At 38.0% G+C, this 13,264-nt stretch carries 10 protein-coding genes; 3 read left to right on the top strand and 7 right to left on the bottom strand.

Annotation, left to right across the window (positions count from 1 at the left end):
* Nucleotides 1–186: 186 nt before the first annotated feature.
* The 3 genes from lepA to AAAY30_RS10215 all read right to left on the bottom strand — a co-directional run bounded on the left by lepA (nucleotide 187) and on the right by AAAY30_RS10215 (nucleotide 5,621).
* Entirely contained in the window at nucleotides 187–2,154 is a 1,968-nt protein-coding gene (gene lepA / locus AAAY30_RS10225; protein ID WP_449074082.1) for a translation elongation factor 4, read from the bottom strand.
* Nucleotides 2,155–2,467: 313 nt separating this feature from the next.
* Nucleotides 2,468–3,835 carry a restriction endonuclease subunit S gene (locus AAAY30_RS10220; RefSeq protein ID WP_302186794.1) on the bottom strand — a complete coding sequence of 456 codons (1,368 nt, stop codon included), beginning with the start codon at nucleotides 3,833–3,835 and terminating at the stop codon, nucleotides 2,468–2,470.
* Nucleotides 3,807–5,621: an N-6 DNA methylase gene (locus AAAY30_RS10215; protein ID WP_302196532.1), complete on the bottom strand. Its 1,815-nt coding sequence runs from the start codon at nucleotides 5,619–5,621 to the stop codon at nucleotides 3,807–3,809. The genes AAAY30_RS10220 and AAAY30_RS10215 overlap by 29 nt, the downstream gene beginning before the upstream one ends.
* Before the next feature lie 300 nt (nucleotides 5,622–5,921).
* Here AAAY30_RS10215 and AAAY30_RS10210 point away from each other — a divergent pair, with 300 nt between their 5' ends.
* Nucleotides 5,922–6,803, top strand: coding sequence for a hypothetical protein (locus tag AAAY30_RS10210; RefSeq protein ID WP_499215934.1), 882 nt, complete (start codon nucleotides 5,922–5,924; stop codon nucleotides 6,801–6,803).
* Nucleotides 6,804–7,062: 259 nt separating this feature from the next.
* Here AAAY30_RS10210 and AAAY30_RS10205 read toward each other — a convergent pair whose 3' ends face one another.
* The 4 genes from AAAY30_RS10205 to AAAY30_RS10190 form a co-directional block, all read right to left on the bottom strand.
* Nucleotides 7,063–7,530 carry a hypothetical protein gene (locus AAAY30_RS10205; protein ID WP_186936164.1) on the bottom strand — a complete coding sequence of 156 codons (468 nt, stop codon included), beginning with the start codon at nucleotides 7,528–7,530 and terminating at the stop codon, nucleotides 7,063–7,065.
* Between the two features lie 229 nt (nucleotides 7,531–7,759).
* On the bottom strand, nucleotides 7,760–9,088 hold the full coding sequence (locus tag AAAY30_RS10200) for an MATE family efflux transporter (protein WP_499215935.1): 1,329 nt from the start codon (nucleotides 9,086–9,088) through the stop codon (nucleotides 7,760–7,762).
* 230 nt (nucleotides 9,089–9,318) lie between these two features.
* Nucleotides 9,319–9,486 (bottom strand): hypothetical protein, encoded by a 168-nt coding sequence (locus AAAY30_RS10195; RefSeq protein ID WP_022234327.1) that lies wholly within the window; start codon nucleotides 9,484–9,486, stop codon nucleotides 9,319–9,321.
* A 138-nt stretch (nucleotides 9,487–9,624) separates the two neighbouring features.
* A complete protein-coding gene (locus AAAY30_RS10190; RefSeq protein ID WP_022234328.1) occupies nucleotides 9,625–10,578 on the bottom strand; it encodes an L-lactate dehydrogenase in 954 nt (317 codons plus the stop codon).
* A 290-nt stretch (nucleotides 10,579–10,868) separates the two neighbouring features.
* Between AAAY30_RS10190 and AAAY30_RS10185 the strand changes: the two genes are divergently transcribed.
* Together AAAY30_RS10185 and gltA are read left to right on the top strand one after the other, a co-directional pair.
* A complete protein-coding gene (locus AAAY30_RS10185; RefSeq protein WP_022234329.1) occupies nucleotides 10,869–11,711 on the top strand; it encodes a sulfide/dihydroorotate dehydrogenase-like FAD/NAD-binding protein in 843 nt (280 codons plus the stop codon).
* Between the two features lie 2 nt (nucleotides 11,712–11,713).
* Entirely contained in the window at nucleotides 11,714–13,105 is a 1,392-nt protein-coding gene (gene gltA, locus AAAY30_RS10180; protein WP_252558750.1) for an NADPH-dependent glutamate synthase, read from the top strand.
* Nucleotides 13,106–13,264 lie beyond the last annotated feature (159 nt).

Below are 13,264 nucleotides of genomic sequence, written 5' to 3'. Positions count from 1 at the left end.
GATCTCGACCTTTGAAAATGTCGACCAAACTTTTATAATTGACTTGTGAAGTATTCCGCTAAACCATAATACATTATTGTTACCCAAACATTTAGAAGAGAACCTAATTTTCTAATCAAAAAACCACCGAATTGCATTTATAACAACTCGGTGGTTATGTTTTTGCATAATATTTAATTAAAAAAATCAGTCTGTATCAAGTTTGAGCACTGCCATAAATGCCTCTTGCGGAACTTCTACCGAGCCGAGCTGGCGCATACGCTTTTTACCCTCTTTCTGCTTTTCAAGAAGTTTCTTTTTACGGGAAATATCACCGCCGTAGCACTTTGCAAGTACATCTTTTCTCATAGCCTTAACGGTTTCTCTCGCAATGATTTTACCGCCAATGCAAGCCTGAATCGGAACTTCAAACAGCTGTCTTGGAATTTTCTCCTTGAGCTTTTCCGCCATCTTTCTCGCTCTGCCATATGCCTTGTCTGCGTGAATAATAAACGACAGTGCATCGACAACATCACCGTTGAGCATAATGTCAAGTTTAACAAGGTTGCTCTTTACATAATCCTTAAGCTCATAGTCAAAAGATGCATAACCTCTTGTGCGTGATTTTAAGGTATCAAAGAAATCGTAAATAATCTCGGCAAGCGGTAATTCATAGTGCAAGTCAACCCTGTCTGCATCAATGTACTGCATATCTATAAATATGCCTCGTCTGTCCTGACAAAGCTCCATAATGTTGCCCACATATTCCTTTGGTGAGTAAATATGTGCGGTAGTCATCGGCTCTTCTGCCATTGCAATAAGTGCAGGGTCAGGATAATTTGTCGGGTTGTCTATCATTTCAACGGTGCCGTCTGTTTTTGTAATTCTGTAAATTACGCTCGGCGCAGTTGTGATAAGGTCAAGCTGATATTCACGCTCAAGTCTTTCCTGAATAATCTCCATATGAAGAAGTCCGAGGAATCCGCAGCGATAGCCAAAACCGAGCGCAACAGATGTTTCGGGTTCAAAAGAGAGTGCTGCGTCATTAAGCTGTAATTTTTCAAGAGCATCTTTAAGATCACCGTATTTTGCACCGTCAACAGGATATATACCGCAGTAAACCATAGGCTGTGCCTCACGATAACCCGGTAAAGGCTCTTTGGCAGGATTTGCGGTAAGAGTAACAGTGTCGCCGACTTTTGCGTCTGCAAGAGTTTTGATTGATGCGGCAATGTAACCAACTTCACCTGCGTAAAGTCCGTTGGTAGATTCCATTGATGTGGCATGCATAAGACCACATTCCACAACGGTGAATGTACTTCCTGTTGCCATAAGTTTAAATTCGTCACCCGGGTGAATCTGTCCCTCTTTAAGACGAACATAAATGATAACGCCCTTGTAGCTGTCGTAGTAGCTGTCAAAAATCAGCGCACGGAGAGGTGCGTTGACATCGCCTGTCGGAGCAGGAATGTCTGATACGATTTTTTCGAGGACAGCGTGAATATTGATGCCTTGCTTAGCGGAAATTTTTGGTGCGTCCTCGGCAGGAATACCGATTACATCTTCAATTTCTTCGATAACTCTGTCAGGATCGGCACTCGGCAGGTCGATTTTGTTGATTACGGGCACAATTTCAAGACCGCTGTCGACAGCAAGATAAGTGTTGGCGAGAGTTTGAGCCTCAATGCCTTGAGATGCGTCAACAATAAGCACTGCACCCTCACAAGCCGCCAAAGAACGGGAAACCTCGTAGTTAAAGTCAACATGACCGGGAGTGTCAATGAGGTTGAAAAGATATTTTTCGCCGTTGTCGGCATCATAAGTAACCGATACGGCACGAGCCTTTATTGTTATGCCACGCTCACGCTCAAGTTCCATATCGTCAAGGAGCTGTGACTCCATATCACGGGCAGATACCGAATTGGTCTGCTCAAGAATACGGTCGGCAAGCGTACTTTTGCCGTGGTCAATATGAGCAATTATGCTGAAATTTCTAATTTTGTCCTGTGGAAATGACAATTCTATCACCTTTTCGCAGATATTTGCAGGTAAGCCTGCACCTGAATTAACAGACTGAACGCCTGTCCGAATATATACATATTTATAATAACACATTTTGCATTTGTTGGCAATAAATTTGTGAATGTACGGAAAGAAAATGTGAATTAAGTCCATAACAGTCCCACAGAATTAAAAATAGCCCCGAAAAGTCAGTATTAATCAGACTTTTCGGGGTTTTGTTAATCATTCCCACTCCTCAAATCGTCCTCCGGATTAAACAATTTTATTTAGGAAATTTGAGCTGTGGTATCTCAATTATACATTTTGTTCTGTATTGTACTTGGCTGCTGATGCTCCGTTATCATTTTGTTAGCACGTTTGATAATGAGCTGTGCAACTTGTGGAGGCAATGTGTGCCTGGTGGCTTGCTCCTTATTTGGTATTATAGCGCAGGTTGGGGTGGTTTGTCAAGTGCAGTTCAAACATATTAAATATTCAAGTCAGTATCGGGATTAGTGAACGAATCTTCAACTGTTGTTTTTATTTTTATAATCTCATCGTAGCAATTTTTTTTCGTTTCAAATGCCTTTTTAAGAGGAAGTATGAAACTATCTCTTATATAATCAGATATTTCAGGTATTTTAAAATCATTAAAGAAATCCGCTCTTAAATGTAGCATTGTTGATGCAAGCACAAACCATTTTTTGAAATAGGATTTTCCGTACTTGCTTGTTAGCAATAAGAATAACCAATATCTTTCGGTTTCGTTTTCAGGTCTGTACTTTACTAATCCACTTGAAATGATTATTTTATCGTCCTCTTGAATAATAGCAACTTCACCTGGCTTTCCATCTTTGGTAAAAATGATATCACCGCATCTAATTTCTTGTTCAAGTTGATATATAGTTGATTCAGCACTATAACAATCAGGTTCATAATCAACATCAAAGTTCATTATATCACTTGTTTTTATAAATGGAACACCATCTTCCAAATAGTTTTCGCTTCCAATCTCGTCACCTTTTTTTATAGCTTCAACATTAAAACCTGTAACTGTGCGATCACCAATTACTGAGCTGATAGTTTTATCAACGTCAGGTCTATAATAATTGGGGCAAAGCATACATTTGTCAAGTGTGCTTGGAGATACTGAGAAACCGAATTGAGCTTCATCGGAGAACGGCAAATTATTCTTTGTATCAAAGGCTTCAATAATTTTTTTTATCTCCTGGATAGAAGTATAGTAGTTATCAAATGCCTTAATATACCTTTCCATTAGCAAGTCGTATTTTTTTTCATACTTCATTACTTTTAATTGAGCAATTTTACCTTGATTCAAGTATTTTTGTTTAGTAATCGAGTATGATCCTCTTACTTGTATTCTGTTGATCTTTGAATTCAGATATATTGTTAGAAAGGCAGCTTCTTTAGGTGTAGCTGTATGAATCACAACACTATTCTGACTCATATTCATTTCAGATATTGTTGGTGGGCACATAGCTGCTTTACCCATAAATTTACCTGTCGTCGTATAGATAATATCGTAAGGATGGGTAATTGATCTCTTAATAGTAGTGTTATGAAAATTCTCATTAATCCTTTGAAGATCATTAGTGTTTATAAAGTGTCTTGATACTGCTGCTGTCTTAATAAAAGGTATTCCATTTGACTTATAGAAAAAGTATGCCGGTGGAGTCGAGCCCCCCTTAATATCGCCAATAACATATTCAGATAATACAGGACAGTTCAACATTCCATCTCTTACAAATAGATACTTTGGATCATAGTTACGAGGATAAAATGACTGAGCAGATATATTTATGGCATTAGTTATAAATATTTCTGACTTTGACATGATCAATCAACCTCCTCGTTATCTCCACCAAGTCATTATTAATCACAGGATTACCATCAACTACAAGTGGATTACCTTCATTATCTCTAATATATATTTCCTTTCCTCTTCTATCGTGTCCGCAAGTTTTAGCAATAGCCATGAAAGTGTCAAATGTTTGCGGCAATCCTTCAGCTTTCTTTTTCTTCAAAATAAGAAGAGAGGTTTTAGTATCAGTTGAAGGTAGGAATGATTCTACAGGACAATCTATAATCGCAACTATATCAGCGTTGTTGAGTATGTATTGACGTACATACTCCAATCCATTATTGCCAAGTATTCCATCGGGTAATACTATAGCCATACGTCCCCCAGGCTTAAGTAAATCCAAGCATCGTTCAATAAACAGAATATCTGGAGTTCGGCTTTCGTCTACTTTTTTTGTTTCCAGCCATATTCCGTTATCATCTTTCTCCCATTTATGACCAAGATGATAGTGTTGTAAAATCTTCTTATCATCAATTACACATTTTTTTCCGAATGGTGGATTGGTCATTATGATATCAATCTTGCCTTTTTCAATTTTATTTGTGATTTTCGCTGGCCACTCTGAGAAAGGCGTTAATGAATCAAAATGGAATATGCCCGTATGACCATCGTCATTTAAAACCATATTCATTTTTGCAACACGGGATAAATCAGGATTAAAGTCTATACCTCTTATATATTTATCAGCATATTCCCTAAATAAACCAACGACATTTAATGAGGGACGTTTTTTCTGCAATTCTTCATATTGCTGACGTATATTCTTTAATGCCATAACCAAAAAGCCACCTGAACCGCAGGCCGGATCGCATACAGTTTCATTTATTTTAGGCATAATAGCTTCTGTAGCCATCAACACAATTTCTCTTGGTGTAAAAAACTCACCGTGTTCTCCTCTTAAATTAGCGCCTACAAATGTTTCAAAAGCAACGCCCTTGATATCAACATTAGTATCTAATAAAGAATATTTCTGTAACTCTGCTATTGCAAAACATAAGCAACGATCGTTAAGCTGTATTTCATCATTTGCTTCAAAAATATTGTCTTCATGAAAACGCTGTTTTACCTTTTGGAAAAGGGTAGTAATGCGTTCTCTAACATTTTTCAGTCCTTTTGAACTCTTCTGTTCTTCGGGCGTCACATAAAAATCGCATTTTTCGTTGAATAAATCTTTCTCATCTTCAATTTTACAAAATAGTATCTTTAATATCTCAGAAAACCTTTTATCTTGTGTTAATCCTTGATTGCTAAAGAAATAATTATTACATCTCTTAAACACGCCTTTAAGATCTGTACATTTAACAAGATCAGATTTATTGTATTTACCTATTGAATCAACGCTTTCCTTATATTTCGGGATATCAGGAAGCTCAATAAATCTGTTTGATTTTGCTTTGTCTTTGTAATAAAACAGGATACTATCGCCATTTGTCCATGTTCCAAAATCTGAGGTCGTGGCTGACATATAGCTCCACAACTGCTCAATGCCTTCTTTTTCATCTTTCTTTTTTGTTTCAATTATCCAGTATATGTTATCCTGAGATTTTTCATCACTCTTGAAAACGACTATATCACATCTTTTATCAGTTGATCCTACCTTAATTGGATATTCAACATCAATATGTTCTTTTGGATATTTATAAACATCTAATAGGATTCTACAGTATTCTTGTCTAACATATTCTTCTGGAGTTTCTTTTCTCATTTTACCTGTAATTAGGCATTTGATTTTTCCTTCATCAACGATTATCTCCTGCATGACAAATCTCCTTTATTGTTAAACTTCAAGTAGCATTTTAAGTACTATGTGTAAAATTATAAACATTATTATGCTTCAACATAATATACATTATCATTATACCACAATCTGAGCCATATTTCAAGCTGAGAATGAAAAAATCTGCCACCAAAAGTCAAAAGCAGAAAAATTTTTAACATTATTTTAATGGTATGTTAATAATATTGTGGATGGGAAGTATTGAAAAAAGAGCTAAAAGGTAGTATTATTAAGTTACAGAGAAATACAGATAAAAACAAGACGATTTTAAGGTGCTTTATTATGATTTCAGTAAATGATTATAACTACACATCACGCAAGCCGAGGTTTCAGCTTGCTTATAAAATTCTCAGCGGATTTCAGTTTGCAATCATTCTTTGTTCGGTGATAAATGTTGTTAGTTTACTTTTTACGCATCATTTTCATTCCTTTTTAGGTAGCTTGGTAAGTGTAACGGTGCCGCTTTACAAATTTTATTTTTCATTTTCTCAAGATTATTTGTACTTGGTAGAAAGTTTCGTGGTTATCGGTATTATAACATTTCTTTCAATTATGTCGCTTATGGAGTGTATTGGTAAAACCGACCAAAGCATTATAATTCCCACAAAGTATATGGTAATGAATTTTATAGTGGTTTCCATACTGGAAGTTAACACACTTAGAAATGGCGGCGAGTTACTGGAAAAGGCTTGTCCTAACATTTCCGTAGCTGTTTTTGGAATTGCTGTTTATTTAATATCTTGTTTTATAGTTATGCTGCTGAAAATCTTTGAAAATAATGATTACTTTACAGAGATGCGATGGCATCATCATGGTGAGTTCTCGCTTTGGAATTATGCTGTGTTTGCTAAGAAAAAACGAATTGTTTATATGTTTGAGGCAGCACCGGCACTTGCTGCATTTTATTTTTATTATCACAGCTATAATAGTTTCTTTTTAAAAACAGTAGATCTAATCGAATTGAACGGTGCTTATATCTTTGTTGCTTTTGTTGTTATACTTATATTTTTCGGAAATATGTATTCATTAAAAAAATACAAAAAATCTCAGCTTGAACCGGATCCGCCGGAAAGCTATTTCAAAAACTATTACTTAAGTCAGATAATTTCATTTGTATTGTTTGCAATTTCATACTTTGTAGTGCTTTTGCTGTTTAAACAGTAAGTATAAAAGGTTCTATTCTAAATGTTGGGGTAACATTAATATTATGGTTTAGCACACACAGTTTAGTTTAATAAATTTTTTAATTCGGGACAGAAACTATTAATTTTGTTTTACTTTGTTTCCCGACCGATAATCCGCTAAACCATCATTTCTTACAACTATTTACAAAAATCATAAAAGAAAAATGCAGTCCGTTTATATGGACTGCATTTTCTTTGGGTAATTATTTATATGAAGTTTTAGGAAAAGGTTTAGTAAATCAGTTTGTAAAGAGAGATTTTCTCTTGCCGTAATATACAGCGTAAATTAAAAAAAGTATTACTGCCGCAATCATTGATACAACAATTAAGTAAAAATATATTCTTAAAAAGCCAATTACAACAATATTTGTCACCGCATACGCTGCCGGTATTAATACCGAAACACCCAAGCAGGTGTATAATAGTTGGAGTGCGTCTTTTTTAAAACCTGCGAGTTTTTGTCGGGTTATTACAATCAGTATGGCATACATCACAAAAAATATACCGAATAATATGTCATAGGTCTGCATCATAGGATGCTGGGCATATATTTGAGCATTGTTAAATATAATTTGTGAGCCGTTGATGACAGCGTGGGTTTTGCCTATAAAAAACGGAACAGCCGCAAAAAGTGTAATCGCTGTCAGCGTGAAAAGTGCAAAATAAATTGTAAATTTATGCCATTTGAGTTTATAATTACCTTTCATAATATTGCTCCTATACTGTTACTTTATGAATATATTATAACATTCGGACTATGACAATATAGTGACAAAAAATAGAAAATTAAAAAAAGTTTTTTGCTTTTTGGGGAGAGAATTTTAAAAAAACTGACTTTTTGGCATAAAAGTTGAGCCTAAATTTTTAATCCAAACCTCAGTTACTCTGTTCACTCCAAAAAAAGCTGTCTTTCCCACAAGAAAAACAGCTTTTTTATTATACATATTTATACTTTTTTCTGTTTGCCACAAAGAATGATACGCTTATAATCAGCGAGCAAATTTCGGCGCCGACAACGGCAAGCCAAATTCCGTTGAGGTCAAGTAATAACGGAAGAATAAAGATAAATGCGACCTGAAAAACCAGCGTTCTCAAAAATGAAATTATAGCGGAAACAAGACCGTTGTTCAGCGCTGTAAAAAATGCCGATGCAAAGATATTGATACCGCTTATAATGTATGACAGCGCAAACAGGCAGATTGCATTGGTTGTCATATCGTGCAGTTCTTTGTTGTATCCTACGAAAATTCCTGCCAGAACAGAGGAAAGAATTTCTGCACAGGCGGTAAGGATAACTGCAGTTGCCGACAGCAAAATAAGACTTTTTTTGAAAAGGCTTTTCAGCTCATCGGTATTTCCTGCGCCGTAGTGGTATCCGATAATCGGAGCAACTCCGACCGAGTAGCCGAGGTAAGTGCCGACAAAAATAAATCCGACATACATTATAATGCCGTAAGCTACAACGCCGTCGTAACCCGCATATTTAACAAGCTGTAAATTGTAGAGCATATTTACAAGCGACATTGAAATGTTTGTTACCATTTCGGAAGAGCCGTTTGTGCAAGTTTTAAGTATCGGTTTAAGTTCAAGTTTGGTTTTAACAAGCTTCAGCGGCGACTTGTTTTTGCGTGCAAAGTAGAATATCGGGATCATTGCGCCGATAAATTGGCTTATACCGGTTGCAAGCGCAGCGCCAAATACGCCCAAGCCGAATACATAGATAAACAGGAAGTCAAGCACCATATTTGTAAGTCCTGCGGCAAGAGAAACTCCAAGTCCCATTGCAGGTTTTTCGGCAACTACAAGAAAACTTTGAAAGCAGTTCTGAAGCATAAAGAAGGGGAGAGCGAACAAAAGAGTTTTGCCGTAAACCGAACAAATATTAACCATTTCGCCCTCTGCGCCCAAAAGTTCGGAGATTTGTCTTATAAACAAAATACCGATTGCCGCTAAAACAATACTCGCAATTACCAAAAAATAAATCAGCATTGAAAAATAGCGGTTGGCAAGTTTTTTGTTGCCCTCGCCAATGGTCTTTGAAACAAGAGCACTGCCGCCTGTACCAATCATAAATCCCACAGAGCCGAGCATCATAAGTGCCGGCATAATCAGATTAACTCCCGCAAAAGACTCACTGCCCGCAACATTTGATACGAACAGTCCGTCAACAACCCCGTAAACAGATGTAAAAATCATCGTTGCAACAGTTGGAATTGTAAATCGGATAAGTTTTTTGTAGGTAAAATGCTCCAATAACTGAATCATATTTCACTCTCCTTTATTTTACATAAAAACAGCTCGGTTATATTATCAATAACCGAGCTCACCCGACATCTTATCGACAGTGTTCCAAAATAGAAACGGTGTTACGACACCCTGTCCTCCGATGACCATATTTTATTATAAGTACAGACATTTTAGTATATTTTTATACCAATGTCAAGAATTTAAAGAGTTTTAACATAAAATCATATTTTATTTTTAAGTATATTCGATTATTTCTCAAAATTATCAATTGTGTAAATAATGCACGCAATTCCGGAAATCATCGAGAACAAAACTGCTCCTGTCATTGCCTCATTAACAGATGCTCCGACAAAAAAGCCGACGATTCCGGCAATGACCATAATGATAACAGACACTGCGGTTCTAAACTTTTTCATATGTCTTTACCTCCCGAAATTCCTGTTTATACTTACATTATAACATTCGGAAAAATTAAAGTCAAATAAAAACAGTCCGTTGAGAGCGGAGTTTTCTCCCGACGGACTGTTTATCGAATTATTAATCTTTGTATTTATTTACAAAATACTTTTATAGGTGTCGTTTAAAATGTTATATGAATTTTCAAGATATTTTTGTTCTGACGGAGTAAGTTTTAGTTCAAGCATACGCTTTGCGCCCTCACTTCCGATTATTGCCGGATTGCCGAGGAAAACATCTTTTTTGCCGCCGTATTCACCCCGTAATCTAACGGATACCGTGAGTACGGAGTTTTCGTTTTCAAGCACGGCTCTTGCTACACGCACTATTGCCATTCCTATGCCGTAGTATGTCGCTTTTTTGGCGGCGATGATTTCGTGTGCGGCGGTACGGACTTCTCGGCTTATTCGGTCTAAATCCTCCATAAAATAGCTTTTGGAATTGTCTGAAAGAACATCGCAAATCGGTTTTACCGCAATTAGAGCCTGCGACCAAGGTACAAATTCACTGTCACCGTGTTCGCCGATTACATAGGCGTGTATGTTGCGTGGGTCAACTTCAAAGTATTCGCCCAAAAGATACCTAAGTCTTGCGGTGTCAAGGGTTGTACCCGTGCCGATTACTTTTTCGGCTTTAAATCCCGAAAGCTCGCAGGTAATTCTTGTCATAATGTCAACGGGGTTTGTAGCGACAATAAATATGCCCTCAAATCCGCTTTCCGTTACCTGCGGAACAATTTTTCGGAAAATTTCGTAATTGCCTTTTAACAGCTCAAGTCTGCTTTGCGACGGTTGCCGCTGACTGGCACCCGCACAGATTACAACGATGTCGGCATCTTTACAATCGCTGTAATTTCCTGCGTAGATTTTTGTGCTGGCAGGCGAAAAAGCAATGCCGTGGTTTAAATCCATTGCCTCGCCTCTGGCTCGCTGTTCGTTTATGTCGATGAGTACAAGCTCGTCACAAAGGTTTTGATTCAGAGCCGCATATGCAAAACTCATACCGACCATTCCTGTACCGACAAGTGCGATTTTCTTTTTGTTTGTAAACATATTATTATCCTTTCTGACTTATAATGTAGAGTTGGAGTGATTTTGTTTTGCTTTTTGCAAATCGGATTTTTTGCTGCGAATTTGAAAATGTATCAAATATATTTTTACAATAAAAGATGAATTTATACGGCTGTATGTACATTGTTTTGGAAAAAAGTGCTTAAGGATTATGATGAAAAAAGACGAATTTGTATTGAAAATTTAATGCTATTGTGATAAACTAATATTAAGCATACAATGCGATTTTATGTGTTGGATTTAAAAAGATTATACGAAGGGATAGATTTGAGATGTATAAGATAGTTAAAAAGAAATCACTCAACCCTACCGTTACTCTTATGGAAATTGACGCTCCGCTTATTGCAAAAAAAGCACAGCCGGGTCAGTTTATTATCCTTAGAGTTGACGAGGACGGTGAGCGTATTCCGCTTACTGTTGCAGGTTATGACAGAGAAAAGGGTACAGTTCGTATTATTTTCCAGATTGTCGGTGCTACAACAGAAAAACTCAACCACTTAAATGAGGGCGACTGCCTTCACGATTTTGTAGGCCCGCTCGGTGTTCCTACTCATACAGACGGCTACAAGAAAGTTTGCGTTGTAGGCGGCGGCGTAGGCTGCGCAATTGCACTTCCTATAGCTGAAAAGCTCCACGAGCTCGGCGTAGAGGTTCACTCTATTGTCGGTTTCAGAAACAAAGACCTTGTTATTCTTGAAGACGAATTCAAGGCTTGTTCAGACAAGTTTATTGTTATGACAGATGACGGTTCACACGGCAGACAGGGCGTTGTTACAACTCCGCTCGAAGAGATGATTAAAGCCGGCGAGAACTACGACCTTGTAATTACTATCGGTCCACTTATTATGATGAAGTTCGTTGTTAAGACAACAAAGCCTTACAACATTCCTACCACAGTTTCTATGAACCCGATTATGATTGACGGCACAGGTATGTGCGGCGGCTGTCGTCTTACGGTTGGCGGCGAAACAAAGTTTGCTTGCGTTGACGGCCCTGATTTTGACGGCTTCCAGGTTGACTTTGACGAGGCTATGAAGCGTGGCGCTATGTACAAGGAATTTGAGCGTAAGGCTTACAGCGAAGCTTGTAATCTGTTTAAGAAGGAGGTTGAGTAATTATGCCGAATATGTCACCTAAAAAAGCTCCTATGCCTACACAGGAGCCTAATGTAAGAAATAAAAACTTTCTTGAGGTAGCTACAGGCTACACAGAGGAAGTTGCAATCGAAGAGGCACAGCGTTGCCTTAATTGTAAGCATAAGCCTTGCGTATCGGGCTGTCCGGTACATATTTCAATTCCTGATTTTATTAAGGAAGTTGCACAGGGCAACTTTTCGGGTGCTTATGATGTAATTTCAAAATCAAGCTCACTTCCTGCAGTTTGCGGCCGTGTTTGCCCACAGGAAACACAGTGTGAGTCAAAATGCGTAAGAGGTATTAAGACCGAACCTGTAGGTATCGGCAGACTTGAGAGATTTGTTGCCGACTGGCACAATGCTCAGACAGATGTTGTTGTAAATAAGCCGGAACCAAACGGTCATAAGGTAGCTGTAGTAGGTTCAGGCCCTTCAGGTCTTACTTGCGCAGGCGACCTTGCAAAAATGGGTTACGATGTAACTGTTTTTGAGGCACTCCACCTTGCAGGCGGCGTTCTTGTTTACGGTATTCCCGAATTCAGACTTCCAAAGTCAATCGTTCAGAAAGAAGTTGATACACTTAAGGCTCTCGGCGTTAAGGTTGAAACAAATATGGTTATCGGCAGAGTTATCTCTATTGACGAGCTTATGGACGATATGGGCTTTGAGGCAGTATTTATCGGTTCAGGTGCAGGTCTTCCGAGATTTATGAAGATTCCCGGTGAGAACCTTTGCGGTGTTTATTCCGCAAATGAGTTCCTCACAAGAACAAACCTTATGAAGTCTTATAAAGAGGATTCCGCTACACCTATTATGCACGCTAAAAAGGTTGCTATCGTAGGCGGCGGTAATGTTGCTATGGACGCTGCCCGTTGTGCAAAGCGTCTTGGTGCAGATGAAGTTTACATTGTTTACAGAAGAAGTGAAGAGGAACTTCCTGCAAGAAGAGAAGAAGTTGAGCACGCTAAGGAAGAGGGCATTATCTTTAAGCTCCTTAACAACCCTGTTGAAATTCTCGGTGATGAAAACGAGTTTGTAACAGGTATGAAGTGCGTTGAGATGGAACTCGGTGAACCTGACGAAAGCGGCAGAAGAAGACCTGTTGTTAAGCCGGGCAGCGAGTTTGTACTTGATGTTGACGCAGTAGTTATTTCTATCGGTACATCACCAAACCCACTTATCAAGGCTACTACAAAGGGCCTTGAAACACAGAAGTGGGGCGGCATTATCACTGATGAGCACGGTCTTACATCTCGTGAGGGCGTATATGCAGGCGGTGACGCTGTAACAGGTGCTGCTACAGTAATTCTTGCAATGGGTGCAGGCAAAACAGCCGCAGCAGCTATTGACGAGTACATTAAGAGCAAAGAGTAATTCTCATATAAAAAACATTTACCCGATTATAGCAAAAGCTATAGTCGGGTATTTTTTGTGTGTTTCATCGCTAAGATTAATAATTAAGGCTCTTTATCAAAAGTTGGTGTAATTATGGTTTGGTAAAATAATTAAAAAATTTAGGTCAAGCCTTTAGAT

The sequence above is a fragment of the Ruminococcoides bili genome, from assembly GCF_040093295.1.
In the GTDB taxonomy this organism is placed as follows: domain Bacteria; phylum Bacillota; class Clostridia; order Oscillospirales; family Acutalibacteraceae; genus Ruminococcoides; species Ruminococcoides intestinale_A.
This window is presented reverse-complemented; position numbering and strand designations above follow the sequence as displayed.

Bases quoted from the DNA above. Each gene is read 5' to 3' on its own strand.
- gltA (WP_252558750.1), top strand. From the start codon at position 11,714: ATGCCGAATATGTCACCTAAAAAAGCTCCTATGCCTACACAGGAGCCT.
- AAAY30_RS10185 (WP_022234329.1), top strand. From the start codon at position 10,869: ATGTATAAGATAGTTAAAAAGAAATCACTCAACCCTACCGTTACTCTT.
- AAAY30_RS10215 (WP_302196532.1), bottom strand. From the start codon at position 5,621: ATGCAGGAGATAATCGTTGATGAAGGAAAAATCAAATGCCTAATTACA.
- AAAY30_RS10200 (WP_499215935.1), bottom strand. From the start codon at position 9,088: ATGATTCAGTTATTGGAGCATTTTACCTACAAAAAACTTATCCGATTT.
- AAAY30_RS10205 (WP_186936164.1), bottom strand. From the start codon at position 7,530: ATGAAAGGTAATTATAAACTCAAATGGCATAAATTTACAATTTATTTT.
- AAAY30_RS10195 (WP_022234327.1), bottom strand. From the start codon at position 9,486: ATGAAAAAGTTTAGAACCGCAGTGTCTGTTATCATTATGGTCATTGCC.
- AAAY30_RS10190 (WP_022234328.1), bottom strand. From the start codon at position 10,578: ATGTTTACAAACAAAAAGAAAATCGCACTTGTCGGTACAGGAATGGTC.
- AAAY30_RS10210 (WP_499215934.1), top strand. From the start codon at position 5,922: ATGATTTCAGTAAATGATTATAACTACACATCACGCAAGCCGAGGTTT.
- lepA (WP_449074082.1), bottom strand. From the start codon at position 2,154: ATGGACTTAATTCACATTTTCTTTCCGTACATTCACAAATTTATTGCC.
- AAAY30_RS10220 (WP_302186794.1), bottom strand. From the start codon at position 3,835: ATGTCAAAGTCAGAAATATTTATAACTAATGCCATAAATATATCTGCT.